General features: G+C 65.2%; 23 protein-coding genes. 4 read left to right on the forward strand and 19 right to left on the reverse strand.

Features of this window, described 5'->3' with window-relative positions; genetic code table 11:
- Nucleotides 1-59: 59 nt before the first annotated feature.
- The 3 genes from C41B8_RS12700 to C41B8_RS12710 all read right to left on the reverse strand — a co-directional run bounded on the left by C41B8_RS12700 (nt 60) and on the right by C41B8_RS12710 (nt 3,361).
- Nucleotides 60-1,331 (reverse strand): MFS transporter, encoded by a 1,272-nt coding sequence (locus tag C41B8_RS12700; RefSeq protein WP_037338762.1) that lies wholly within the window; start codon nt 1,329-1,331, stop codon nt 60-62.
- Between the two features lie 76 nt (nt 1,332-1,407).
- Entirely contained in the window at nt 1,408-2,118 is a 711-nt protein-coding gene (gene lolD, locus C41B8_RS12705) for a lipoprotein-releasing ABC transporter ATP-binding protein LolD (protein WP_037338765.1), read from the reverse strand.
- A complete protein-coding gene (locus C41B8_RS12710; protein WP_037338766.1) occupies nt 2,111-3,361 on the reverse strand; it encodes a lipoprotein-releasing ABC transporter permease subunit in 1,251 nt (416 codons plus the stop codon). Before C41B8_RS12710 ends, lolD begins: the two co-directional genes overlap by 8 nt.
- Before the next feature lie 128 nt (nt 3,362-3,489).
- On the opposite strand from C41B8_RS12710, the gene C41B8_RS12715 reads away from it, so the two are divergent.
- The 4 genes from C41B8_RS12715 to mfd are packed head-to-tail and all read left to right on the forward strand — an operon-like array spanning nt 3,490 to nt 9,303.
- Nucleotides 3,490-3,846, forward strand: coding sequence for a hypothetical protein (locus tag C41B8_RS12715; RefSeq protein WP_156962525.1), 357 nt, complete (start codon nt 3,490-3,492; stop codon nt 3,844-3,846).
- The gene (locus C41B8_RS12720) at nt 3,843-4,874 is read left to right on the forward strand and encodes an agmatine deiminase family protein (RefSeq protein WP_037338770.1); all 1,032 of its coding nucleotides are present in this window, start codon (nt 3,843-3,845) and stop codon (nt 4,872-4,874) included. The genes C41B8_RS12715 and C41B8_RS12720 overlap by 4 nt, the downstream gene beginning before the upstream one ends.
- Nucleotides 4,867-5,751, forward strand: a complete 885-nt coding sequence (locus C41B8_RS12725) for a carbon-nitrogen hydrolase (RefSeq protein ID WP_037338772.1) — start codon at nt 4,867-4,869, stop codon at nt 5,749-5,751. The genes C41B8_RS12720 and C41B8_RS12725 overlap by 8 nt, the downstream gene beginning before the upstream one ends.
- Before the next feature lie 60 nt (nt 5,752-5,811).
- Nucleotides 5,812-9,303, forward strand: coding sequence for a transcription-repair coupling factor (mfd, locus tag C41B8_RS12730; protein WP_037338773.1), 3,492 nt, complete (start codon nt 5,812-5,814; stop codon nt 9,301-9,303).
- A 287-nt stretch (nt 9,304-9,590) separates the two neighbouring features.
- Here the strand turns inward: mfd and C41B8_RS12735 are convergent, their stop codons facing one another.
- The 16 genes from C41B8_RS12735 to C41B8_RS12810 form a co-directional block, all read right to left on the reverse strand.
- Nucleotides 9,591-10,340, reverse strand: coding sequence for an S-methyl-5'-thioinosine phosphorylase (locus tag C41B8_RS12735; RefSeq protein WP_037338775.1), 750 nt, complete (start codon nt 10,338-10,340; stop codon nt 9,591-9,593).
- Complete coding sequence (locus tag C41B8_RS12740) at nt 10,337-10,909, reverse strand: hypoxanthine-guanine phosphoribosyltransferase (protein ID WP_037338777.1); 573 nt, start codon at nt 10,907-10,909, stop codon at nt 10,337-10,339. The genes C41B8_RS12735 and C41B8_RS12740 overlap by 4 nt, the downstream gene beginning before the upstream one ends.
- A 9-nt stretch (nt 10,910-10,918) precedes the next feature.
- The gene (locus tag C41B8_RS12745; protein ID WP_051883483.1) at nt 10,919-12,160 is read right to left on the reverse strand and encodes a mechanosensitive ion channel family protein; all 1,242 of its coding nucleotides are present in this window, start codon (nt 12,158-12,160) and stop codon (nt 10,919-10,921) included.
- Nucleotides 12,160-13,197, reverse strand: a complete 1,038-nt coding sequence (gene nagZ / locus C41B8_RS12750) for a beta-N-acetylhexosaminidase (protein WP_037338779.1) — start codon at nt 13,195-13,197, stop codon at nt 12,160-12,162. The genes C41B8_RS12745 and nagZ overlap by 1 nt, the downstream gene beginning before the upstream one ends.
- Nucleotides 13,194-13,673, reverse strand: coding sequence for a CYTH domain-containing protein (locus tag C41B8_RS12755; protein ID WP_037338781.1), 480 nt, complete (start codon nt 13,671-13,673; stop codon nt 13,194-13,196). Before C41B8_RS12755 ends, nagZ begins: the two co-directional genes overlap by 4 nt.
- Nucleotides 13,674-13,682: 9 nt before the next feature.
- Nucleotides 13,683-15,014 carry a 23S rRNA (uracil(1939)-C(5))-methyltransferase RlmD gene (gene rlmD, locus C41B8_RS12760; protein ID WP_037338784.1) on the reverse strand — a complete coding sequence of 444 codons (1,332 nt, stop codon included), beginning with the start codon at nt 15,012-15,014 and terminating at the stop codon, nt 13,683-13,685.
- Complete coding sequence (locus C41B8_RS12765) at nt 15,011-15,649, reverse strand: hypothetical protein (RefSeq protein WP_037338786.1); 639 nt, start codon at nt 15,647-15,649, stop codon at nt 15,011-15,013. Before C41B8_RS12765 ends, rlmD begins: the two co-directional genes overlap by 4 nt.
- Nucleotides 15,646-16,542 (reverse strand): cysteine synthase CysM, encoded by an 897-nt coding sequence (cysM, locus tag C41B8_RS12770; protein ID WP_037338789.1) that lies wholly within the window; start codon nt 16,540-16,542, stop codon nt 15,646-15,648. Before cysM ends, C41B8_RS12765 begins: the two co-directional genes overlap by 4 nt.
- Before the next feature lie 46 nt (nt 16,543-16,588).
- Complete coding sequence (pdxJ, locus tag C41B8_RS12775; protein WP_037338792.1) at nt 16,589-17,353, reverse strand: pyridoxine 5'-phosphate synthase; 765 nt, start codon at nt 17,351-17,353, stop codon at nt 16,589-16,591.
- Nucleotides 17,350-18,096, reverse strand: coding sequence for a DNA repair protein RecO (gene recO / locus C41B8_RS12780; protein ID WP_051883484.1), 747 nt, complete (start codon nt 18,094-18,096; stop codon nt 17,350-17,352). The genes pdxJ and recO overlap by 4 nt, the downstream gene beginning before the upstream one ends.
- Before the next feature lie 15 nt (nt 18,097-18,111).
- Nucleotides 18,112-19,005 carry a GTPase Era gene (gene era, locus C41B8_RS12785; RefSeq protein WP_037338796.1) on the reverse strand — a complete coding sequence of 298 codons (894 nt, stop codon included), beginning with the start codon at nt 19,003-19,005 and terminating at the stop codon, nt 18,112-18,114.
- Nucleotides 19,002-19,709 (reverse strand): ribonuclease III, encoded by a 708-nt coding sequence (gene rnc, locus C41B8_RS12790; RefSeq protein ID WP_051883486.1) that lies wholly within the window; start codon nt 19,707-19,709, stop codon nt 19,002-19,004. The genes era and rnc overlap by 4 nt, the downstream gene beginning before the upstream one ends.
- A 7-nt stretch (nt 19,710-19,716) precedes the next feature.
- On the reverse strand, nt 19,717-20,106 hold the full coding sequence (locus tag C41B8_RS12795; protein WP_198025182.1) for a DUF4845 domain-containing protein: 390 nt from the start codon (nt 20,104-20,106) through the stop codon (nt 19,717-19,719).
- A 5-nt stretch (nt 20,107-20,111) separates the two neighbouring features.
- The gene (lepB, locus tag C41B8_RS12800) at nt 20,112-20,897 is read right to left on the reverse strand and encodes a signal peptidase I (protein ID WP_084188940.1); all 786 of its coding nucleotides are present in this window, start codon (nt 20,895-20,897) and stop codon (nt 20,112-20,114) included.
- Nucleotides 20,898-20,909: 12 nt separating this feature from the next.
- A complete protein-coding gene (gene lepA, locus C41B8_RS12805) occupies nt 20,910-22,709 on the reverse strand; it encodes a translation elongation factor 4 (protein WP_037338799.1) in 1,800 nt (599 codons plus the stop codon).
- 94 nt (nt 22,710-22,803) lie between these two features.
- The gene (locus C41B8_RS12810; protein ID WP_037338800.1) at nt 22,804-24,369 is read right to left on the reverse strand and encodes a DegQ family serine endoprotease; all 1,566 of its coding nucleotides are present in this window, start codon (nt 24,367-24,369) and stop codon (nt 22,804-22,806) included.
- Between the last annotated feature and the right edge of the window lie 350 nt (nt 24,370-24,719).

A 24,719-nucleotide genomic window follows, 5' to 3' on the forward strand; every position in this document is an offset into this window, starting at 1 on the left:
CCCGCTATCCCGCGGCGCCTCCGTTTCGAGACTAGCGGGAGACGACCACCGGCGCCAAATCAGGGTTTTCCATGCGACTCGGCATCGTGTTCGCGCGCCTCGAACAATTCGAGTTGGCGCTCTGTGCCGAGCAGCGCCATGGCCTCGGCCCCGGACTGGACCATCGGCTCGAAATGGGCGGCTTCGCCGGCCGTCAGCGGCGAGACCCGACGGCGCCGGTACAGACTGTAGGCGCCCAGTGCAGCCAGAACGATCGCGATATACCACGGCAACCCCTGCGGCCCCAGCCACGACATCACGGCGGCGGCCATGAGTGGGCCGAGCGCTGAGCCCAGCCCCTGCACGACCAGCATATCGGCAGAACCGGCCACGATCTCCTCCGGGCGCAACTGATCGATGAGCTGCGCCACCGCCAGCGGATACAACGAAAACGCCGCCCCGCCCCACAGCCCGAACAGCACCATCACGAACATATGATTCGGCGCCCACGGCATCAGTGCCGCGAGCGCCGCAGCCGCAAAGGTCACCCACGTCATGACGCGCCGGCGATCACCGTGATCCGAGAAGCGCCCGATCGGAATCTGCAACAACGCCCCGCCCGCAATCGTCGCGCTCATCATGACGCTGACGCCGGAGGTGTCGAACCCCAGCCGGTAGGCATAAACCGGCGCCAGCCCCCAGAACGCCCCCATGGCCAGGCCGGATAGCCCCGCCGACACCACCGCCAGCGGCGCGAAACCGAGCCAGGTCCGCAGGCTGCTTTTCGGCCGGGCCACGACCGTCGGCTGTACGCGCCGCGTGCTGGTGATCGGCAACAGCGCCCAACTGATGAAAATGGCGACCACGGAAAACAGGACGAAGCCGTGGATCGGCGCGATCCGCAGCCCCTGCTGCGCCAGCGCCAGCGCGCCGAGATTGACCACCATGTACAAGGCGAAGGTCAGGCCGCGATTGCCGGCGCCGGCCTGGCTGTTGAGCCAGCTTTCGATCACGGTCATCAGCGCGATGAACACCAGACCGTAGATCACGCGCAGTACGATCCATAACCACGGGTCGATCCAGATCGCATTGATCAGCGCGATCGAGGCCGCGATCGCGGCACAGAAGCCGAAGGTGCGGATATGACCCATTCGTGCGATGAGTCGGCCGCTGGTCCATGTGCCGCCGACGAAACCGACGAAATAGCCCGACATGATCAAGCCGAGCACAAGTGTGGAGAAGCCTTCGCTCGCGCCGCGCAGCGTCAGCAGCGTGCTGTAGAGACCATTACCGAACTGCAGCAGTGCGACGCTCGCCAGCAGCGCCGCGATCGCCCGGAAGATACCGGTCATGACGACTTATCGTATTACGGCGGCATGCGTGTCCATACCGCAAGCATGCCGCCTCGCGCCTGCCCGGGCCAGTCGATCAGGCCAGCTCGGACAGCTCCGCAGGCGCGAGATGGCCATCGGTGAGCGTCCAGATCTGGTCCATGCGCTGGGCCAGCTGGCGGTCGTGGGTGACCATCACCAGGCTGGTATCCAGATCGGCATTCAACTCGAGCATGAGATCGAACACGCTCGCCGCCGTGCGGTGATCCAGATTGCCGGTCGGCTCGTCGGCCAGGATCGCCGCCGGCCGGGTCACCAGAGCGCGGGCCACGGCCGCACGCTGGCGCTCGCCGCCCGAGAGTTCGGTCGGCTTGTGCTCCAGCCGCGCGCCGAGCCCGACTTTCTCCAGCAACTCGCGCGCCTCTTGCAGCGCCGGTCCGTTCGGGCCGCGCCGGATCAAAAGCGGCATGGCCACGTTCTCGACGGTGGTCAGTTCCGGCAGCAGATGATGAAACTGGTAGATGAAACCCAGCTTCTCGTTACGCAGGCGCCCACGGGCCGCATCGGACAGCTGCGTCATGTCCTGCCCGGCGATGTGCACCGTGCCCTGGGTGGGTACATCGAGCCCACCGAGCAAGTGCAGCAGCGTCGACTTACCCGAGCCCGAGGCGCCGATCACAGCGATGCGGGCGCCGGGCGCCACCTCGAGATCGACGCCGTCGAGCACCGTGATCGGTTCGCGCACCTCGGTAAAGGTCTTGGTCAGCCCTTTGGCCGACAGCACCAGATGATCGGTGGCATCACTCATAGCGCAGCGCCTCCGCCGGCTGGACACGGGCCGCCCGCCAGGCGGGATACAGCGTCGAAAGGAACGACAGCACCAACGAAAGACCACAGATCCGGATCACATCGGATTCGTGCAGCTCGCCCTTGAGCTGGCTGATGTAGTACACGTCGGCCGACAGCAGATTGGTATGCAGTACCTTCTCCACGAACGGCACGATGGACTCCATGTTCACCGACAGCAGCACGCCGAGAATCACGCCGATCACGGTACCGATCACGCCGATCAGCATGCCCTGGATCATGAAGATCGCCATCACCGACCGCGGTTTCATACCGAGCGTGCGCAGAATCGCGATATCGCCCTGCTTGTCGGTGACCACCATCACCAGCATCGACACGATATTGAAGGCCGCCACCGCGATGATCAGCGACAGAATGATGAACATCATCGTCTTTTCGGTCGCCACGGCGTGGAAAAAATTGGCGTTCTGCTGGGTCCAGTCGGTCACGCGATAGCGATACGGCAGGATCTGTGACAGCTGATGCGACACCTGCGGCGCCTTGAACATGTCCTTGAGCCGCAACCGCAGCCCGGACACCCCGTCGCCCATGTGATAGAGCGTCTGGGCATCCTTCATCGAGATCAGGACCATGCCGCTGTCGTATTCGTACATGCCGACGGAGAAGATCCCCGTGACATGGAAACGCCGAAAGCGCGGCACGATCCCAGCCGGCGTAACGTTGGCCTCGGGGATCAGCAGGTCGACGTTGTCGCCGACGCCCACCCCGAGCTGATTGGCCAGGTCGACGCCCAGCACGATGTTGTAGGTGCCGCCCTTCAACGAATCGAACGAGCCGGCGACCATATGGCTGGCCACATCCGACACATCTTTCTCGCGCGAGGGGACGACGCCGCGGATCAGCGTGCCCGAAATCGAGCGGCCGCTGCGCACCATACCCTGGCCCGAGACATACGGCGCCGAGGCCACCAGCTGCGGCGTCTTCTTGTCGACCTCCTTGCGCAAATCCTGCCAGCCCTGGAGCGCGCCGTCGGTCGACTGGATCTCGACGTGGGCGGCCATGCCGAGGATGCGGTTGCGCAGCTCCGACTCGAAGCCGTTCATCACCGACAACACCGTGATCAGCAGCATCACGGCAAGCGCGATCCCGCCCATCGATATCGACGAGATGAACGATATAAAATGATTGCGCCGCTTGGCGCGCGTGTAGCGCAGGCCGAGCGCCAGTTCGAGCGGTCTAAACATGGCCGCGCATTAAATCACACAGACGACGATCGGCACAGCTGCGCATCGCGTGCTCCGGTAGTGGATGGGTCATGATACGAACATATCGACGGCGATTAGTTCACGTCGCCGCCCTCCTGTTGCTGAATATGGCGACGCCGCCCGCGTTGTACGCGGCGGACTATGCCAGCCATGAATACGGAGCCGCGAACACCGCCGATGCGCCAACCGCCGCGCCCGCGGCCAGGGCGCCGGTGCGCGCCGCTCGGCACCACCCCATCCGGATCGGTGACACACCGCAGCGCGGCGAAACCATGCGCCACGTCCGCGCGCGTTACGGTGCGCCACTGTCACGGCGGGGGCCGGTGGGCCGTCCGCCGATCACCCGCTGGAACTATGCCGGCTACCATGTTTATTTCGAAGGCAACCGTGTAATCCATACCGTCGTGCCCGCCGACCCGGAACCGGTCGATCACGTCCGACAGCTCGAGAACGACACCCCATGAGCGACCGCCTCCTGCCGCCTGAATGGGCGCCTCAGAGCGCCACTCTGCTTGTCTGGCCGCGCGCCGGCGGCGACTGGGGCAACGGCCTCGCCGCCGCCCGCAATGTGATCCAAGCCATGGCGGTAGTGCTCGCACCGCGTCAAGAGGTCCTGATCGTGGCCGCGGACGCCGAGGCCGCCGACGATATCGCCGCCCGGCAGCGCGCGGGCTCGCTGCCGACCGAACACACGCGGATCGCGCGCGTCCCCGCGGACGATATCTGGGCGCGCGATACCGGCCCCATCACGCTCGTCGAAGACAACCGGCGCACGTTCGTGGATTTCCGTTTCGACGGCTGGGGCGGGCGCTTCGATGCCGCAAACGACGATGCGCTGACGGCAGCCTTGTATGACGCCGGCCACTTCGGCGACGGCGAATACGCCCACAGCCAGACCGTCCTCGAGGGCGGCAGCATCGAATCCGACGGCCGGGGCACGATCCTGACCACCGAGCGTTGTCTGGTCGGCGGCCGGCGCAATGCCGGGTTCACGCGTCAAGACGCCGAGGCCGTGCTAGCCGAAACGCTGGGCGCGACCCGGGTACACTGGCTCACCCATGGCGATCTGATCGGTGACGATACCGACGGCCATATCGACACGCTCGCACGCTTCGTTGCGCCGGATACGATCATCCATCAGGGCTGTGCCGACCCGGGCGACGCCCATCACGCGGAACTCACGGCCATGGCCGGCGAACTGTCGGCACTGCGCGACGTGCATGGCGAGCCGTACACGCTGGTCGAACTGCCGCTGCCGGCGCCGCAATACGATCCGGCTGATGGCCATCGCCTGCCCGCCGGCTACGCCAATTTCCTGATCGCGAACGGCTGCGTGCTCGTGCCGGCCTTCGACGACCCGGCCGATGCCGAGGCCGCGGCGATCATCGGCCACTGTTTTCCCGATCGCGAAATCATTCCCATCGACAGCCGCGCCCTCATCCGCCAGCACGGCGGCTTGCATTGCGCGGCCATGCAGATTCCCTATGCCTGAATCCCGTAAATTGACCGTGGCGGTCGCGCAGTACGCCTGCGTGCCCGATGTCGAAACCAACGTGGCCCGCGCCGAGCAGGCCGTGGCCGAAGCCGGCGCGGCCGGTGCCGCCCTGGTGCTGCTGCCCGAACTGCACAACACACCGTATTTCTGCCAGCGCGAGGACCCGGCGATCTTCGACTACGCGGAAGCCATACCCGGCCCGACCAGCGACCGGCTCGCCGCGGCCGCCCGGGCCGCGGGCGTGGTCGTGGTGGCGTCGTTGTTCGAGCGGCGCGCGCCGGGGCTGTATCACAACACCGCCGTGGTACTGGATGCCGACGGTCGCCTCGCCGGGCGCTATCGCAAGATGCATATCCCGGACGATCCGGAATACTACGAGAAATATTATTTCACCCCCGGCGATCTCGGTTTTACGCCGATCGATACCTCGATCGGCCGGCTCGGCGTATTGGTCTGCTGGGACCAGTGGTACCCGGAGGCCGCGCGCCTGATGGCCATGGCCGGCGCCGAGATGCTGATCTACCCCTCGGCCATCGGCTGGGACGACGTCACCGACGATGCGGATGAACAGACGCGCCAGCTCGGCGCCTGGCAAGGCGTGCAGCGTGGCCATGCCATCGCCAATCACCTGCCAGTGATCACCTCGAACCGGGTCGGCGTGGAAGGGGATGCGGGGACCGAAATCCGGTTCTGGGGCCACAGCTTCGTCTTCGGCCCGCAGGGCGAAACCCTGGCCGAAGCCGGCGACACGGCCGAGCTGCTCATTGCGGACATCGAGCCGCATCGCACCGAGACGCTGCGGCGTATATGGCCGTTCTTCCGGGACCGGCGCATCGATGCGTTCGGCGATCTCACGCGACGCTATCGCGATTGATCGCCCACCGCGCCCGCACTCGCCGCGGCCCGCCCGCTATGCAATAATCCGCGCCCTCTGATGGCAGAAACCAAGCCCCAAACCGCACTCCCGAGTCCGCTCGCGCCGCCGCCGCTCAACCCCGGCGAAGCCGCGCACTGGACCGGCCTCGCCGGCGCCGCCACGGCGCTGGCGTTAGCCTCGTGCGCGGCCGAGCGCGATGGCCTGACGGTCGCCGTCGTGGCCGACGAGCATCGCGCCTATCGCCTGGAAGAAGAACTGAAGTTCTTCGCCCCGGCCGATCTCGGCGTCTATCACTTCCCGGACTGGGAAACGCTGCCCTACGACGTCTTCTCGCCGCACGCGGATATCGTGTCGCAGCGGCTGTCGTTGTTGCTGGCCCTGCCGCGCATGGAGCGCGGTATTCTGATCGTCGCCGCCGACACCCTGCTCCAGCCGTTGCCGCCGCATGCCTTTGTGGACGGTCGCGCCATGGCGTTCGCGGTGGGCGAGCGGCTCGATTTCCATGCCCTGCGCGAGCGCCTGGAGGCCGCCGGCTATGCCGCGGTCTCGGAAGTCCGTACGCACGGCGAGTTCGCGATTCGCGGCGCGGTGATGGATCTGTATCCGACCGGCTCGGATCAGCCTTATCGGCTCGATCTGTTCGACGATGAGATCGAGACCATCCGCGCCTTCGATCCCGAAACCCAGCGCTCGACCGAAAAGATCGATTCGATCCGGCTGTTGCCGGCGCGCGAGTTTCCGCTCGACGAAGACGCGATCAAGGCCTTCCGCCAGCGCTATCGACAGCGCTTCGACGGCGATCCGGGTACGAGCGTGATTTATCGCGATATCTCGCGTGGTATCCCGCCGGGCGGCATCGAATCTTATCTGGCGTTGTTCTTCGACGAGATCGCCTCGCTGACCGATTATCTGCCAGCCGGCGCTGGCGTGATCGAGCTCGGCGATGTCGCCGGCGCGCTCGACACCGCCTGGCGCGCGATCGTCGATCGCCACGAACAGCGCGGCGTGAATCCGGAGCGCCCGATCCTGCCCCCGGACGAAGCTTTCGTTACCCCGGCGCGGCTGAAATCGGCGTTCGACGAATACACCGGTGCGCGCATCATCGACGGCGAGACTGGGGATACCCCGTTCGCGGCCGAGAGCGTGCCCAAGCTGGCGGGCGCGGACGTCGCCGCCACCGGGCGCGCCCTGCGCGATTTCTTCGACACCTTCGACGGCCGGGTGCTGATCACCGGCGACTCCGCCGGCCGCCGCGAAGCACTGCGCGACTGGCTGAGCCAGCTGGGCCTGGCACCGGCGCGCGTCGAGGGCTGGGCCGAATTCACTGGCCACAACAAGCGCATCGCGGTGACCGCCGCGCCGCTGGAAGCCGGCTGTGTGCTGGCGGCCGACGGTCTCGCTGTCATCGCCGAGAATCAGCTGACCGGCGCCCGGCCGCCGGCCAAGAAACGCCGCCGTGCGCCGGTCCGCGATCCGGAAACCGCGATTCGCGAGCTCACCGACCTGGCGCCCGGCGCGCCGGTGGTGCATCAGGACAATGGCGTCGGCCGCTATCAGGGACTGATCAAGCTGTCGGCCGGCGGTATCGAGAACGAATTCGTCACCATCGAGTATGCCGGCGGCGACCTGCTCTATGTGCCGGTGGCCTCGCTGCATCTGGTACATCGCTTCACCGGCGGCGATGCCGATACCGCGCCGCTGCACCGTCTCGGCAACGATCGCTGGGCCAAAGCACGTAAAAAAGCGGCGCAACAAGCCCGCGACACCGCCGCCGATCTGCTCGAAATCCAGGCCAAGCGCGAGTCGGCGCCCGGCGTGGCGATGGCGCCCGACGAGGCCGATTACGCGAAGTTCGCCGCCCAGTTCCCATTCGAGGAAACGCCCGACCAGCAGCGCGCCATCGACGAGGTCATGGCCGATCTATCGCGCGCCACACCGATGGATCGCGTGGTCTGTGGCGATGTCGGTTTCGGCAAGACCGAAGTGGCACTGCGCTCGGCGTTCGTGGCCGTGTCGTCGGGCTACCAGGTTGCGGTCCTCGTGCCGACCACCCTGCTCGCCCAGCAGCATTACCAGAGCTTCGCCGATCGCTTTGCCGACTGGCCCGTGAAGATCGGCGCGCTCTCGCGCATGCGCACGGGCAAACAGCGCGACACGCTGCTCGAGGAAATGGCCGACGGCAAGCTGGATATCGTCATCGGCACGCATCGTCTGCTGGCCAAGGACATCCGTTTCAAGAAGCTGGGCCTGCTGATCGTCGACGAGGAGCACCGCTTCGGCGTGCGCCACAAGGAGCGCATCAAGAGCCTGCGCGCCCAGGTCGATCTGCTCACGCTCACCGCGACGCCGATTCCACGCACGCTCAACATGAGCCTGTCGGGACTGCGCGATCTGTCGATTATCGCTACGGCACCGGAATCCCGCCTGGCAATCGAGACCTTCGTATCCAAATACGACGGCGTGCTGCTGCAGGAAGCCGCGCGCCGCGAGATGCGCCGCGGCGGCCAGATCTATTACGTGCACAACAAGGTCAAGGATATCGAGCGCAAGGCGCGCGATCTGGCCGAGCTGCTGCCCGAGGCCCGCATCCGCATCGCCCACGGCCAGATGCACGAACGGGAACTCGAAGAGGTGATGCTCGATTTCTATCACCGACGCTTCGATGTTCTGCTCTGCACCACGATCGTGGAATCCGGCATCGACGTGCCGAGCGCCAATACCATCATCATCGATCGGGCCGATACCTTCGGCCTCGCCCAGCTGCATCAGCTGCGCGGCCGCGTCGGGCGTTCGCATCATCGGGCCTATGCCTATCTACTCACGCCCGATGAAGTATCGATGACCCCGGATGCCCAGAAGCGGCTCGACGCCCTGGCTTCGCTGCACGATCTGGGCGCCGGCTTCGCGCTCGCCACCCATGATCTGGAGATCCGCGGCGCGGGCGAGCTGCTGGGCGAAGGCCAGTCCGGCCAGATCCAGGAGATCGGCTTCGATCTCTATCGCCAGATGCTCGACCGGGCCGTGGCCGCGTACAAGCGCGGCGAAGTACCGGAGGCCGATGCCGACGAACTCATGAGCGCGACCGAGGTGGAACTCGGCGTACCGGCGCTACTGCCCGAGGACTATATTCCGGACGTGCATATCCGGCTCGTGCTGTACAAGCGCATCAGTGCGGCCAAGGACGGCGCTGCCCTGCGCGCGCTGAAGGTGGAACTGATCGATCGCTTCGGCCTGTTGCCGGAACCGACCGAAAATCTGTTCGCGGCCACCAGCCTCAAGCTGCAATCGGCGCCGCTCGCGCTCGCCAAGCTGGAAGCCGGCCCGGACGTCGGCCGCCTGCATTTCGGTAAGGCCAGCCGGGTGGACCCGGCCACGCTGATCACCCTCGTCCAGGCCGATCCAAGAGCCTATCGGCTGGAAGGCGATTCCAAGCTGGTGTTCTTCCGTGACATGCCCGACGTGGCCACCCGCATCGAACGCATCGCCGAGCTGCTCGACAAGCTGGGCGCACCGCGCCTCAACGAGGCCGAGGAAGCGGTCGCCGGTTAGACCGCTGTTCTCGTTCGACGAAAAAGTCCGCCAATAAACGCGAACGAGCGCCAATCGTTGATATCGAGGCTTGGCGCACAATGAACGAACGTGCGACATCTCGTGACGCTCTGGCAGGCGCCTGCTGGCTGCATCGAGCGCCGCCCCCCCCGCAAGTAAAACGAACGGCTGACTCGTTGCGCAACACAGCCGTCAAACGCATTTGCGCGCCCGTTTGCGTTTATTTGCGGACTGTCATTCCCGCGACAGCGGCGACCAAGCCGTTTAGAGCCTATTCCAATAGGCTCTTAGAGGGTCGGCAGCACCGCTTCGAGCCATGCCTCAATGTTCGCCATGGCCCGTGCCAGCGTGGCCTCGATCTCGGCATGAATCGCCAGCCCGCCGGTACGCCCGGCCGCCTTGTTCACGACCACACTCGCACAGGCATAATCCAGGCCGGCCTCGCGTGCCAGCCCGGCCTCCGGCATGCCGGTCATGCCGACGATATCGCAGCCGTCGCGCTCCATGCGATCGATCTCGGCGGCAGTTTCCAGGCGCGGGCCCTGGGTGACGCCGTAGACCGCGGCCTCCGCCGGGTCGAAGCCGAGCCCGCTTGCCGCGTTGATCAGCGCCTGGCGTAGTGCCGGTGCGTACGGGTCGGTGAAATCAATATGATCCAGCGCGCCGGCACTCGCATCGTCGTAGAACGTATGCGCTCGCCCCCAGCTGTAGTCGATGATCTGGTGCGGCACGACGATCCGGCCCGGGGCCATGGCCTCGGTGATGCCGCCAACGGCCGCGATCGCGATCACCTGCCGGCAGCCGGCATCCGCGAGTGCGCGGATATTGGCGCGATAATTGATGGCATGCGGCGCGAGCCGGTGGCCGGGGCCGTGGCGCATGACGAAGCAGACGTCGCGACCGGCAAAGGTGCCGTGTACCAGAGGCCCGGAGGCCGGCCCGTATGCGGTGTCCGGAATCGTGGCCGGGCCGTTGGTCTCGACGCCAGCCAGGCCGGCCAGCGCAGTGCCGCCGATGATACCGATGGGTTCGCTCATGCGACGTCCTGGCCGATCGCCCAGACGCCGGGCAACTGGCGGAAATAGCCCTTGTAATCCATCCCCGAACCGAACACGTAGCGATCGGCGACGGTGCAGCCGACATAATCGGCCGACAAACCCGACGCGCGGCGGTCGTGGTCCTTCAACAACAGCATGGCGGTACGCACCGAGGCCGCGCCCTGACCGCGAATCGACTCGAGAATCGCAGCCAGCGTATGGCCTTCATCGATGATGTCGTCGACGATCAGCACGTGCCGGCCGGCCAGCCGCAGCCCGGGGCTGACTTTCCAGACCAGCTCACCGCCGGCGGTCTCGCCGCGATAGCGCGTGGCATGCAGATAATCGAGTTCGAACGGAAAGTCCAGGCGCTTGCCGAGCTCCGCCGTGGCCTGCAGCCCACCCAGCATCACACACATCACCACCGGGTCGAGCTCGGCCAGATCCCGGGTGACCTCCGCGGCCATGCGATCGTAGGCGGCATTGATCTCGTCTTCCGTGATCAGACAGTCCGCGCTGTCGTACACGGCCTTGGCCTCTTCGTAACGCTGTCGGTCCAAACCGCTCATGGTTTTCCTTTACTGTTCGCCGGCATCGTCCGGTCCCACTTTGCCCTGATCGCTGGCACGTTCTCGGGCGACGTCCCGTTTTTCCTCGGATTGTACCTTTTCGCTGTCGATCTCTTCCTGATCGTCGTCGTCGCTTCCCTGCTGCTCGGCCCGCGCGACCACCAGTTCGCCGGGGATATGAATCGTGGTGGTCGGGAACGAGATGGCACCGCCGTGCTCACGAATCCGATCCTGTACCCGTTGCAACACACCCTGCTTGATCGCGAGATACTCGGCCCAGTCAGTGGTATGGGTATAACAGTAGACCAGCAGATCGAGCGACGAAGCCGACAGCGAATCGAGATAGGTCAGGATGACCTGCTCCGAATCGATGTTTTCGTCCTCGTCGAGCATCGAGCGGATGTCTTCGACTAGATCGGGGACGATCGCAGCATCCTCGTAGCGGATGCCGATGGTTTCGTTGATCAGCCGATGACTCATGCGCGACGGGTTTTCCAGCGCGACGTTCGAGAACACGGCGTTGGGCACATATAACGGCCGCATGTCGAAGCGCCTCACCGTGGTCGCCCGCCAGCCAATGGCCTCGACCGTGCCCTCGATATCGCGATCCGGCGAGCGGATCCAGTCGCCGACTGAAAACGGCCGATTCAGATAGACCGTCACCCCGCCGAAAATATTGGCGAGCACGTCGCGGGCGGCAAAACCCACGGCAATGCCGCCTACACCCGAGAACGTCAGCAGCCCGGACGGGCTGACACCGAACTGATCCAGCAGCACGAGCCCGGCAATGATCAGCGTCACGGCACGGACCAGCTTGGCGATGGCATCGGCCGTGGTGGCGTCCAGTTTATCGTGGCGGCGCGCCGCCCGTGCCAGCGCATTCTTCTCGATCGTGCCGATCAGGCGGAATGCGAACCACACCATGGTCAGTGTGATCAGAATGCCGCGAACCTTGGGCACATAATCCCGCCAGGGATGATCCGGCGAGGTCGCGAGCACGATGGCGATCGAAACCCCGGCGATCCACAACAGCACCTGTAGCGGCCCGTTGACGCTGCGATACAGCGCGTCGTCCCAGAGATTGCGGGTCTTGAGCACCCGGCGATGCAGACAGGCGAATATCCCGCGCGTGAGCAGGTCAAGCAACGCCGTGATGACCAGAATCCCGGCGACATCGATCACCGTGCCCCACTCGCTCTTCAGCGATAGATACTGCGACATGAAGTGCTGGTAGGTATCGACCAGATTCATCAGGCAGCTCCCATCAGCCGGGCGGCGGTCTCGCGCGCGGCGGCCAGTCGGGTCGGATCGGTTTCGAATACGGTGTCCGCGGCGCGCAGGCGACGTGCCAGCGCCTCACGGCGCGCACGGCCACGATCCGCTGCCCCCTCGGCCACTGCATCCCGGGCGACAAGCGCGGCGTCACGATCGTTGCAGACCGGCAGATAATCACAGCCGGCGGTCAACGCCAGGCGCGTGCGCTCGGCATAATCGCCGAGGGCCGCGGCCCCGCCCATGCTGAGATCGTCGCAGAACACGCAGCCGGCGAAGCCAAGCCGCCCGCGCAGGATATCCTCGATCCAGACGCGCGACAGGCTGGCCGGACGCTCGTCTACAGCGGTGTAGCGCACATGCGCCATCATCACCGACGCGATGTCCTGCTCGACGAGCCTCGCGAACGGCGTCCAATCTTTTTCCAACGCCGCCAGCGGACGCTCGTCGACCGGCAGCTCGTGGTGCGAATCGGCCGCGACATGGCCATGCCCGGGGAAGTGCTTGGCGGTGGCCGCACTGCCGGCGTCGGCTAAACTCTGCGCGAAAACAGCCGTCAGATCGGTCACGATATCCGCCGTATCGCCGAATGCACGGCTGCCGATAACGGCCGAGACGCCGTAATCGAGATCCGCCACCGGCGACAGCGGCATATCCACGCCCACGCCGCGCAGCTCGGTCGCTACCAGCCAGGCCAGCTCGCGCGTCGCGTCTCGCGCGGCGGCCGGATCGTCGCGATAGGCCCGGCCCAGCGCCCGCATCGGCGGGATCGGCGTCAACCCGTCGCGAAAGCGCTGGACCCGACCGCCCTCGTAATCGGCCACGATCAGCAGATTCGGGCGCGCGGCGCGCATCTCGGCGGTCAGTGCCGACAGCTGCTCCGGGCTGGAGAAATTACGGCTGAACAGAATCGCCCCGCCCACCGTCGCGTCCGCCAGCAGTTCGCGATCGGCTTCGGTGAGCGTGGTGCCTTCGACATCGACCAGCAGGGGCCCGGGCGGCAAGCCCGGACTCATGCGTCGTTGCTCCACTGGCTGTAGGGCAAAAACGCCAGCGCATGGTTGTAGTAACGCACGTCGTCGGTAATCTCGGCGCCGAGCCAGTCGGGCCGCTCGAACGCTTCATCGGCGCTGTCGAGTTCGATTTCGGCGACGATCAACGGCGCGTTGGCACCCACGAATTCGTCGATCTCCCAGACATGGCCGGCGTGCTTTACCCAGTAGCGCGTCTTTTCCACCGGCGGGGTGAGCGTCAGGTTGTCCAGGATCTCGCGGGCCTCGGCCAGCGGAATCGGATACTCGTATTCGGCCCGCGACGCGCCGACCTGCGCCGCCTTGAGGTTGAGATTGGCCTGCTCGCCCTCGATGCGCACGCGCACCGACGCCCGGCCGGAATCGTTGAGATACCCCTGGGCGAAGCGCTGGCTGGCATGGGCGGCCGCGCGCCAGGCGTCGCCGACGACGAGAAACTTGCGTTCGATTTCCAGTGCCATGAATTGCTTTTATTGGGCCAAATCAAATACCGCCATCGATTCGATATGCGCGGTATGCGGGAACATGTCCATCACGCCGGCCGCGGTCAGCCGGTAGCCGTACTGCTCGACCAGGGTCGCGGCATCGCGCGCCAGCGTGGCCGGATGACAGGAGCAGTACACGATGCGCTGCGCCCCGGTCGCGGCCACATGCCCGAGCACTTCGGCCGCGCCGGAGCGCGGTGGGTCGAGCAGCACTTTATCGGCGCGTTCCGGGCGCCAGGCCGGGCGCTCTGCCGGCTCGAACAGGTTGTCGACGTGGGCGCTGATATTGGTCGCCCCGTTGCGGGCGGCATTGGCGCGTGCCCGCTCGACCAGCCCGGCCTCGCCCTCGACCGTGATCACCTCGCGCGCGGCGCGCGACAGCGGCACGGAGAAATTGCCGAGCCCGGAAAACAGCTCCAGCACCGTGTCGTCGGCGCCGACATCCAGCTGGGCCAATGCCGTATCGATCATGCGGCGATTGATATCGCCGTGGATCTGTACGAAATCGTTCGGCTGGAAATACAAGCGGGCGTCGTAGGCCGGCAAGTCGTAGTACAACGGCTCGGGTTCGCCCGATAACGGCGCAATCGTGGATTCGTTGCCCGGCTGCAAATAGATGACGAACCCGGTCGCGCGTTCGTAGTCGGCCAGGCGCTCGCGGTCCACGGTGGACGGCTCTTCCAGGACACGAAAGACCAGCGCGATGTGGTTATCGCCGGCCGCGACCTCGATCTGCGGGATGGCGCTGCAGATGGACAGATCGTCGATCAGCCGGCCCAGTTCGGCCAGCCGGGTGCCGACCTCCGGCACCAGCACTTCGCAGCGCGAGAGCTGGGCGATGAACGGCGCCCCACGCTCGCGAAAGCCGACCAGCGTGCCGCCTTTCTTGGGGACATGCTTGGCACCCAGCCGTGCGCGACGACGATAGCCCCAGCGCGCGCCGACCAGCGGTTCGAGCACGCGTTCGGGCGCGACGCCGCCGACGCGCGTGAGCGCATCCAGCAGTTGACGCTGCTTGAACTCGACCTGCGCTTCGGGCGAAGCATGCTGCAGGATGCAGCCGCCACAGACGCCGAAATGCGCACAACGTGGCGTGGCCCGATCTGGGGACGCCGAGAACAGCGTGGCCATTTCGGCCTGTTCGTAGTCGCGCTTGACCTTGATCGGCTGGTACAGCGCCTGCTCGCCGGGCAGCGTATCGGCCACGAAGATGGCCTTGCCGTCGACATGACCGACACCGCGGCCGTTGCTGGCCAGATCGGTGATATCGACGACGCCAAGCTCGGGGCGTTTTTTACGATTGCGACGCCGGCTCATGCGCCATCCTTGAGCGGAATTTCAGCCAACCGCGCTTCACGCGCGGCACGGGTACGGGCATTCATGCGGCCATGGCAGGCCAGCCAGCGCAGCCAGAGCCGATAACGCGCCATTGCGCGCTCAGCCACGTCGGGCGCGGTGTCCCGGCTCTCCAGTCCGGCCATGAGCTGCAGACATTCGAGTTCGACCTGCTCGGCCGGCGCCGGATGATCGACCGGGGCCGGCGCGGCGCGCGCGTCCAGCGCACAAACACGGGCAGCGGCGAACTCGCCGGGCAGCCGCCGGTCATGCGCCAGCGCCCGGGCGGCCAGCAACGATCGCGCGCTGCCGTTCCAGTCGACCAGATCGACCGGCCCCAGTGGCCATTGCCGGAACAGCGCTTCCAGACATTCGGCTTCCGAGGTCTGGGTGGCGCGGATCAGGCGCGGCGTGACGCCGTCGTCGACCACGGCGGCGAGCGCGTCGATCCGGGTCAGATGACCGGGCAGATCGGCCCGCCCCCAGCGCTGGACGTGCACCTGTTCCAGGGCACGCGCCACACCGGCATCGTCCAGCTCGCCGTAGTCGGCCAGCCGGCGCGCGGCCGCAATATCCAGCCCGGTCTCGGCCACCAGTACGACCGTCGCGGTCGTCACGGTTTGTCGTAGACGCCGGTCGACAGATAGCGATCGCCGCGATCGCAGACGATCATCGCGATGGTGGCGTTCTCCACTTCGGCGGCCACCGAGAGCGCGGCGAACACGCTGCCGCCCGAAGACGGCCCGGCAAAGATGCCTTCTTCCCGCGCCATGCGCTTCATCGTGGTCTCGGCATCGGCTTGTTCGACGTCGATGATCCGGTCCACGCGCTCGGGTTCGAAGATTTCCGGCAGATAGGCCTCGGGCCAGCGCCGGATGCCGGGAATCTTGGATTCGCCCGCCGGCTGTACGCCGATGATCTGGATATCCGGGTTCTGCTCTTTCAGATAACGCGAGCAGCCCATGATGGTGCCGGTCGTGCCCATGGTGGCCACGAAGTGCGTGATCTGGCCGCCGGTGGCGTCCCAGATCTCGGGCCCGGTGGTTTCGTAATGCGCCCGCGGGTTATCGGGATTGGCGAACTGGTTGAGCAGATGGCCCTCGCCGTCGTCAGCCATTTGCTGCGCCAGATCGCGCGCCCCTTCCATGCCTTCGGCTTCAGACACCGAGACGATCTCGGCGCCATAGGCGCGCATCGAGGCCCGGCGTTCCTCGCTCATGTTCTCAGGCATGAGGAGGCGCATCTTGTAGCCCTCCATGGCCGCGACCATGGCCAGCGCGATGCCGGTGTTGCCGCTGGTGGCTTCGATCAGCGTATCGCCCGGCTTGATCTCGCCGCGCTCGGCGGCGCGCCGGATCATCGAGAACGCCGGCCGATCCTTGACCGATCCCGCCGGGTTATTCCCTTCGAGCTTGGCCAACAGCGTGTTGGAGGTATGACCGGGCAGCCGCTGCAATTGCACGAGCGGGCTGTTGCCGACGTAATTCTGGAGCGTGGGATAGCTTTTCATGGGCAAAGTCTAGCAGTCGCGTGGGCTGAGTCAGAGCGGCGCGAACTCAGTGCAGATTTCGTCGCGCGGTTTCCATCGCAGCGCGCATCTCGCGTACCGCCTCGCCGAGACCGACGAACACCGCCCGCGCAATCAGCGCATGGCCGATATTGAGCTCGACGATGGACCCGATCTCCGCGATCGCGCCCACGTTGTCGACGTGCAGGCCATGCCCCGCATGCACCTCGATGCCGTGATCTGCGGCGCGCTTCGCGGCCGCCACGATGCGCTCGAGTTCGCGTTCGGCGGCGCCTTCGTCCGTCGCATCGGCATAAGCGCCGGTATGAATCTCGATGAAGCGCGCGCCGGCTTCGGCGGCAGCATCGATCTGGGCCTCGTCTGGATCGATGAACAAGGCCACGTTGATGCCCGCGCCGTGCAGCTTATCCAGGCCGTCACGCACGCGCTCCAGCTGACCGGCCACGTCGAGCCCGCCCTCGGTGGTCAGTTCCTCGCGCGATTCGGGCACGAGACAACAATCGCGCGGCTTGTTGGCCAGCGCGATATCGATCATCTCGTCGGTGAGCGCCATTTCCAGATTCACCGCCACGTCGCCCGACGCACACAGCGTTTCGACGTCGGCATCCTGGATATGACGCCGATCCTCGCGCAGGTGCACGGTGATGCTGTCGGCACCGGCGGCGATCGCCTGGCGGGCGGCATCGACCACGCTGGGGTAGCTCGTGCCACGGGCCTGGCGCAACGTGGCGACATGATCGACATTGACGCCGAGGCGCAGGTCGGACGGCTGGATTGCGGTGCTCGCATTCATGGGTTATCTCCCGCATCGGGTTCGCCGCGGCGCCCGCCGCCAGCGAATTGTTGCATGGCTTGTAGCGTTGCGACGGATTTTAACGGCTTGGGCCCGATGTGCGGGGCCAGTGCCGCCTGCATCAGATCGCGCGCCTGACGAATCGCTTCGCGATCGGGCAACCGTCCGTCCACCAAGCCGATCAACGTCCGCCCGGCCACGGCCACCTCATCGCCGCGTGCGCGGCCCTGTCGCAGGCCGTGTTCGACGTGCCAGGCATAATCGGCCTCGCGCTCGATGCGCTCGCCGGCTTCGGTCATGCCCAGGGATAACCCGTAGCCCAGCTCATCGAGCAGGTCGCGCTCGAAGAACCGCAGCGCCACGATTGCGGGCGCGCCGTCAGCCATGGCGGCCAGTGTGGCCGCGAAACTGTCGTGGACCGTCGCATGCGGGTCGTCGCGCGCGGTCAGCCGCATGATCAGTTCGGCCGCATACAGCCCGCCCATCAGTGCATTGCCGGACAGCGCATGGCCCCGTACGTATTCCACGCCGGTCAGGGTGTACAGTTCGCCGCGCCCGCTCCAGGACAGCTCCACGAGCGATAGCGGCTCGAGCAACCCGCGCCAGCGCGACTTCGCGCGACGGGCCCCCTTGGCGATGGCGGCGATCCGGCCGTGCTCGCGGGTCATCGCCTCCACGATCATGCTGGTATCGCGCCAGGGGCGCCGGTGCAGCACGAGCGCGCGTTCGAGTTCGACCCGCACCGCGGCGAGGTCCGATCAGTGACCCAGGTCGCGTACGCTGGCTTCGGAGTCGATCCAGTTGTCGCGTACCTTGACCCACAGCCGCAGATCCACGCGCTGGCCGAGCCGGTCGACCAGATCCAGCCGCGCCGCCCGTCCGATCTTCTTGAGCATGGCGCCGCCGCGACCGATCACGATCGACTTGTGATTGTCGCGCGCGACCCAGATGCAGGCATGAATTTCGATCTGCTCGCCGGAGGTATCGAAGCGCTCGATCTCGATCGCGACCGAATACGGCAGCTCCTGCTGCAGATGCATCATCAGCTTCTCACGCACCGCCTCGGCCGCAAGGAAGCGCATGTTGCGATCGGTATATTCATCCTCTGGGAAGAGATAAGGCCCTTCCGGCATGTAAGCCACACACTCTTGAATCAGCGCATCCAGGTTGTCGGCCTTCTGTGCCGACAGCGGCACGACGAAATCGAACGCGCGCCGTGCGGCAACGTCTTCGATGAAGGGCAGCAGCTCGGTCTTGTCGGCGACGCGATCGGTCTTGTTGACCACCAGCCCCACCGGGGTGTTGAGTTTTTCCAGCCGCGCGAGTGCGGCGGCATCATCCGCACGCCACTGGCCGGCCTCGACCACGAACAGCACCAGATCGATGCCGGCAAGACTGGCCACCGCGGTTTCGTTCATGACCCGATTGAGCGCGGTCTTCTGGCTCGTATGCAGGCCCGGCGTGTCGACCAGGGCGATCTGCACATCGTCGCGCGTGAGTACCCCGATGATGCGATGACGCGTGGTTTGGGGCTTGGGTGTGACGATCGAGACTTTTTCGCCCACCAGCGCGTTGACCAGCGTGGACTTGCCCACGTTGGGCCGGCCGACGAGGGCCACCATGCCGCTCTTGGGAGAGGAGGATTCGCTCATGTCTGTTTGCCTTCCAGGCGTTGCAGCATCCGCTGGGCCGCGTTCTGTTCGGCCTTGCGCCGACCGCCGCCCTCGCCTTCAACCGCATCGCCGGTATCGGCGAGACGACAGCGCGCGACGAAATGCTGGGCATGGTCAGCGCCGGAGATGCTGACCACTTCGTATTCGGGACGGGATCGTGCTCGGGCCTGCAGCCATTCCTGCAGGCGGGTCTTGGCATCCTTGAGACTATCGGCCGTCGGCAGCTCGGCCAGGCGCCGGCGATACAGCGCGAGGATGACGTCGCGCGTGGCATCGAACCCGGCATCGCAGTAGATCGCACCGAGTATGGCTTCCACACCGTCCGCCTTGACCGAGGCACGCCGCCGACTGCCGGCCTGGTTCTCGCCCGGACCGAGCACCAGCAGATCGGCGAGGTGCAGTTCGTCGGCGATCTCGGCCAGGGTGCGCTCACGCACGAGCGCGGCGCGCAGGCGCGACAGATCGCCCTCGGACGCTTCCGGGTTCTGCTCGAACAAGGCCGCTGCGATCACGAAATTCAGGACGCCATCGCCAAGAAATTCGAGCCGCTCGTTGTGATTGGGACCAGCGCTACGATGCGTGAGCGCCTGCGCGAGCAGCGAACGCGCACTAAAGACATGGCCGATCCGCTGCTGAAATTCATCGCGCGCCTGGGCGCGGTTGACCGATTCGCCCCCGCTCATGCCCGGCTTACCCGCCGCCACCGGTCATGCGGGCGCGATCGTCGAAGGTATAAACCAGCGACATATTGAACGCCAAAGGACGGCGCACCTCGTAGTGCAGCGACAGCACGCGCGTCTCGCCTTCGTGACCGACGGCGATGTCGCGCGGCGAGACATCCGCGGCATAGCCGGCTTCGAAATGACGCGCTACAGCCCGTTGAATCGCGATGGCATCGGCATGCTGCATCGAAGGATCCTGGGCGACTTCGCTCAAGGCCTTTTGGACCTCGCGGTTGTTGAGATAGACCGGCACGCTGCGAACGCCGACGAACACGATGATACCGAGCGTGATCAGGACATAGAGCCCGGACCAGAACGTGAATCCACCTTGGCGTTGTCTGAATGCGCTTCGCCTCATGTCGTTCATTCTTTCAGCCACGTCCCGATGCGCGACAGACGGACATGGAAATCCGAGAAATCGATACTCATCCAAATCAGATCCGCACGGCCCACGAGGTTCTTTTCCGGCACGAAGCCCCAGATACGCGAGTCCGAACTATTGTCGCGATTATCACCCATGGCGAAATACTCGCCCTTGGGCACGGTCACGCTGGCCTGTGGCCCTTCGCGCCCGACGACGTGCAGAATCTTGTGCGGGGACTTGGTGCCCGGGAGTTTTTCCATGAACAACTGCATCTGGTCGTAGACGTCGGCGTCCGGCCCGTCGTAGACCCCCATGTATTTCTTCGGCACTGGCTTGCCGTTGATATACAGCTGCTCGTTGCGATACGTGATCTTGTCGCCCGGCAGGCCGATGATGCGTTTGATGTAATCCTCGCTCGGATTACGCGGGTAACGAAACACCGCCACGTCGCCACGCTTGGGCTCGCCGGTGTCCAGGATCTTGGTGTGGGTCACCGGCAGGCGCAGGCCGTAGGAGAACTTGGAAACCAGCACGAAATCGCCGACGAGCAGCGTCGGCACCATGGATTTCGAGGGGATGCGGAACGGCTCGAACACGAATGCCCGCAGCAGAAGCACCGCCAGCAACACCGGAAAGAAGGAGCGACAGAACTCGGTCGCCCAGTTGCCTTCGGTGCCGGCCGGGCGGCGCTTGGCGAGTATCAATCGATCCACGAGCCATACGACGCCGGTGATCAGACAGGCCAGCGTCAGCCAGGCTTCGAAGTTCATGTCGATATGACTCATGGATCGCGATTCCTAGTCTTTGTCGTCCGTAGAGAGCACGGCAAGGAATGCTTCCTGCGGAATCTCCACGCTGCCGAGCTGTTTCATTCGCTTCTTGCCTTCCTTCTGTTTCTCCAGCAGCTTGCGCTTGCGCGAGACGTCGCCGCCGTAGCACTTGGCGGTGACGTTTTTGCGCATGGCCTTGACCGTGGAACGCGCAATGATGCGCGTACCGATCGTGGCCTGGATCGCCACATCGAACATTTGCCGGGGCACGATGTTCTTGAGCTTCTCCACCAGCGCCTTGCCACGGTCGTAAGCCTGCTCGCGATGCACGATATGCGCGAGCGCATCGACCGCGTCGCCATTGATCAACACATCGAGCCGGACCAGATCGGCGGCCTGGAAGCGTGCGAAATCGTACTCGAAGGAGGCGAAACCACGGGAAACGGATTTCAGCCGGTCGAAGAAATCGAGCACCACTTCGGACAGCGGCATCTCGAAATCCATCTGCACCGAATTGCCCATGTAGGCCATGTTCTTCTGTACGCCGCGCTTTTCCATGCACAGCTGCATGACCGGACCGACGAACTCTTGCGGCATGAGGATCGAAGCCTTGATGATCGGCTCGCGAATCTCGTCGATCTCGCCCGTTGGCGGCAGCTGTTGCGGATTGGAGATCGACAGCTCCTCACCGGCATGGGTGAGCACCTGATACACCACGGTCGGCGCGGTGGTGATCAGATCGAGCCCGTATTCGCGTTCCAGGCGCTCCTGCACGATTTCCATGTGCAGCATGCCGAGAAAGCCGATGCGGAAACCGAAGCCGAGCGCGGCGGACGTTTCCGGCTCGTAGTTCAGCGAGGAGTCGTTCAGGCGCAGCTTGGCCAGCGCATCGCGAAAATCCTCGTAGTCATCGGAATCGACCGTGAACAAGCCGGCGAACACGCGCGGCTGGATCTGCTTGAAGCCCGGTACGCGCTCGCTGCACGGCGCGTACGCATGGGTGAGCGTATCGCCGACCGGCGCGCCGTCGATGTTCTTGATGCCGGCCACCACATAGCCGACCTCGCCCACTTCCAGCGCGGGGCGCGATTTCTTCTTCGGCGTGAACACGCCAACGTCGTCGACGTCGTAGGCGCGCCCGGTCGACATGACCTTCATCCGGTCGCCCTTGGCCAGCCGCCCGTTGCGGATGCGCACCAGCGACACTACGCCCAGGTAATTGTCGAACCAGGAATCGATGATCAACGCCTGCAGCGGCGCGTCCGGGTCGCCCGCCGGCGGCGGCACGCGCCGAATGATCGCCTCGAGCACATCATCGACGCCCTCGCCCGACTTGGCGGAGACCAACAGACGATCAGTGGCCTCGATACCGATCACGTCCTCGATCTGTTGGGCCACGCGATCGGGATCGGCCGCCGGCAGGTCGATTTTGTTCAGCACCGGCAGGACTTCCAGATCCTGTTCGATGGCAGTGTAGGTGTTCGCCACGCTCTGGGCTTCCACGCCCTGCGACGCGTCGACCACCAGCAGCGCGCCCTCGCAGGCGAACAACGAGCGCGAAACCTCGTAGGAGAAATCCACGTGGCCCGGCGTATCGATGAAATTGAGCGTGTAGGTCTCGCCGTTGGCGGCCGTGTAGTCGAGCGTCACCGCTTGCGACTTGATGGTGATCCCGCGCTCGCGTTCGAGATCCATGGAATCGAGCACCTGATCCGCCATTTCGCGTTCCGTCAGACCGTTGCAGGTCCGGATGAAGCGATCGGCAAGCGTGGACTTGCCATGGTCGATATGCGCGATGATCGAAAAATTGCGGATATGTGACTGCATTCAGTGCGCCAGCGCCGACACAAAACAATCGCCCCGGCAAAGCCGGGGCGATACGGATTACGACGCGCAGTATACGCGCCCGACCGGTTTTTTTTTAGCCGCCCTTCTTGTCGGGTGCCTGGGTCTGCATGGGCAGGTACAAACGTACTCCGCCGCGCAGCACCAGCAGCGCGACCGGGCCGTGCGCTTGACGTAAAGCATCGAGCAGGCTCTGGCGGTCCTCAACGTCGGTCGATCCAACACTGAGAATCACATCGCCCGGCTGCAGGCCCGCCTCGGCGGCCGGCCCCGGCGCGACGTCGGTCACGCGCACGCCGCCTCGGTCGAGCCCGAGGGCACGGCGCTGCTTCGTATTCAGCGACTGCAGGGTCAGCCCGAACGGCGGCTCGTCCGGCTTGGACTGGCCGTTCGGTGTGCCGCTGCCGCCTTGTCCGCCTTGCAGCCGGGCCGGTAGCGCGGCAATGGTGACTTGCTCGGTCCTTGTTTTGCCGTCGCGAAGAATCTTGAGCTTCGCCTTCTCGCCCGGCGCAATCGATGCCACTAGCGGCGGCAAGTCGGAAGCCGAGTCGACGGTATGCCCGTTGAACGAAAGAATCACGTCCCCGACATCGATATCCGCCTTGGAGGCCGGACTGCCCTTGAGAATCTGCGTGACGAGCGCGCCCTCGGGCCGCTGCAGCTTGAAGGACTGGGCCAGTTCGCGGTCAACGTTCTGAATCTGCACGCCCAGCCAGCCGCGCGTGACATGCCCGGTGGTACGGAGCTGCTTGGCCACCTTCATGGCAATGTCGATCGGGATCGCGAACGATACGCCCTGGTAGCCGCCGGTCTGGCTGTAAATTTGCGAATTGATGCCGACGACCTGCCCGGCCATGTTGAACAGCGGGCCGCCGGAATTCCCCGGGTTAATCGCGACGTCGGTCTGCAAGAACGGCACGTACTGATCGTCGGCCAGACTACGTCCCTTGGCCGATACGATGCCCGCGGTCACCGACGTCTCGAAGCCGAACGGCGAGCCGATGGCCACCACCCAGGCGCCGACATCCAGCTTGTTCGGATCGCCGATCTTGACGGTCGGCAGATGATCCGCCTTGACTTTGAGTACGGCCACGTCGCTGTCCGGGTCCGCGCCAACCACCTTGGCGATCAGCTGACGGCGATCGTTGAGCTTGACCACGATCTGGCCGGCCCCCGCGATCACATGACGATTGGTGAGGATGTAACCGTTCGGCGAAATAATGAAACCGGAGCCGAGCGAGACATGCTCGCTGTCGTCTGGCATCTGCGGCGGGGCCGGGCCGTTGCCTTGATCATCGTCACCAAAGAAACGATGCAGCCAGTCACGAAGCGCGTCGCCCTGCCCCTGCGGCGCGGTCGAACCCCCGGATCCGGCGTTCTTGCCCGGCGGTTGCGCCCGCGGCGGCAATGCGCTGATGTTGACCACGGCCGGCGACACTTGTTTAACCAGTCGCGTGAAGTCAGGCAGTCCCGAGACTAGCGGCTGATCGCCGCCGTCGTTCTGTTTTTCGGCCTTGGTCGGCTTGGCAGCATCCGCCTGTTGTTTGCCGGATTGCGAATCGCTGCCGCCGCATCCAGCCAGCACTAACGCACAACTCAGAATCAGGATGGCCCAACCCGCGCGTCTGCAAAGAATTTGCATGGCGTCGTCCCTATGTCGGTGGTCGGCGTCGTGTCTCCCTGACGCCATTATTTGCTCAGTCTATGGCCTGTTGATGTTTCGCGCGAGTCCAAGTCAGGCGCTGTCTGGCAATGAGCGTCGAATAGCAACAACAAGTACGGCCGGAGGGACAGTCGCGCGGAAGACCGCACTCACGCTGTCTACCGCCGTGTCGTGATTCGTCCGCCCGCCTGTTGGGATTCGGGCCTGCCCATCGATGCGACCGGAGGTCGCGCGCCCCCTGAGCCACGGCACGAAACATCAACAGACCCTAGCTGTTTGGTCCCGCTGTATGATGGTTCAACGTTAACGCCAGAGTTCAAAGCGATCTT

Source organism: Salinisphaera hydrothermalis C41B8 (genome assembly GCF_000732535.1).
Lineage (GTDB): Bacteria > Pseudomonadota > Gammaproteobacteria > Nevskiales > Salinisphaeraceae > Salinisphaera > Salinisphaera hydrothermalis.

Coding starts and splice junctions, on each gene's coding strand:
- C41B8_RS12755 (WP_037338781.1), bottom strand. CDS start 13,673: ATGGCACTGGAAATCGAACGCAAGTTTCTCGTCGTCGGCGACGCCTGG.
- lolD (WP_037338765.1), bottom strand. CDS start 2,118: ATGAGTGATGCCACCGATCATCTGGTGCTGTCGGCCAAAGGGCTGACC.
- C41B8_RS12735 (WP_037338775.1), bottom strand. CDS start 10,340: ATGAGCGAACCCATCGGTATCATCGGCGGCACTGCGCTGGCCGGCCTG.
- era (WP_037338796.1), bottom strand. CDS start 19,005: ATGAGCGAATCCTCCTCTCCCAAGAGCGGCATGGTGGCCCTCGTCGGC.
- nagZ (WP_037338779.1), bottom strand. CDS start 13,197: ATGAGTCCGGGCTTGCCGCCCGGGCCCCTGCTGGTCGATGTCGAAGGC.
- mfd (WP_037338773.1), top strand. CDS start 5,812: ATGGCAGAAACCAAGCCCCAAACCGCACTCCCGAGTCCGCTCGCGCCG.
- C41B8_RS12745 (WP_051883483.1), bottom strand. CDS start 12,160: ATGAATCTGGTCGATACCTACCAGCACTTCATGTCGCAGTATCTATCG.
- lepA (WP_037338799.1), bottom strand. CDS start 22,709: ATGCAGTCACATATCCGCAATTTTTCGATCATCGCGCATATCGACCAT.
- rnc (WP_051883486.1), bottom strand. CDS start 19,709: ATGAGCGGGGGCGAATCGGTCAACCGCGCCCAGGCGCGCGATGAATTT.
- C41B8_RS12700 (WP_037338762.1), bottom strand. CDS start 1,331: ATGACCGGTATCTTCCGGGCGATCGCGGCGCTGCTGGCGAGCGTCGCA.
- pdxJ (WP_037338792.1), bottom strand. CDS start 17,353: ATGAATGCGAGCACCGCAATCCAGCCGTCCGACCTGCGCCTCGGCGTC.
- C41B8_RS12740 (WP_037338777.1), bottom strand. CDS start 10,909: ATGAGCGGTTTGGACCGACAGCGTTACGAAGAGGCCAAGGCCGTGTAC.
- C41B8_RS12795 (WP_198025182.1), bottom strand. CDS start 20,106: ATGAGGCGAAGCGCATTCAGACAACGCCAAGGTGGATTCACGTTCTGG.
- C41B8_RS12720 (WP_037338770.1), top strand. CDS start 3,843: ATGAGCGACCGCCTCCTGCCGCCTGAATGGGCGCCTCAGAGCGCCACT.
- C41B8_RS12725 (WP_037338772.1), top strand. CDS start 4,867: ATGCCTGAATCCCGTAAATTGACCGTGGCGGTCGCGCAGTACGCCTGC.
- C41B8_RS12710 (WP_037338766.1), bottom strand. CDS start 3,361: ATGTTTAGACCGCTCGAACTGGCGCTCGGCCTGCGCTACACGCGCGCC.
- lepB (WP_084188940.1), bottom strand. CDS start 20,897: ATGAGTCATATCGACATGAACTTCGAAGCCTGGCTGACGCTGGCCTGT.
- rlmD (WP_037338784.1), bottom strand. CDS start 15,014: ATGAGCCGGCGTCGCAATCGTAAAAAACGCCCCGAGCTTGGCGTCGTC.
- C41B8_RS12715 (WP_156962525.1), top strand. CDS start 3,490: ATGGCGACGCCGCCCGCGTTGTACGCGGCGGACTATGCCAGCCATGAA.
- cysM (WP_037338789.1), bottom strand. CDS start 16,542: ATGAAAAGCTATCCCACGCTCCAGAATTACGTCGGCAACAGCCCGCTC.
- C41B8_RS12810 (WP_037338800.1), bottom strand. CDS start 24,369: ATGCAAATTCTTTGCAGACGCGCGGGTTGGGCCATCCTGATTCTGAGT.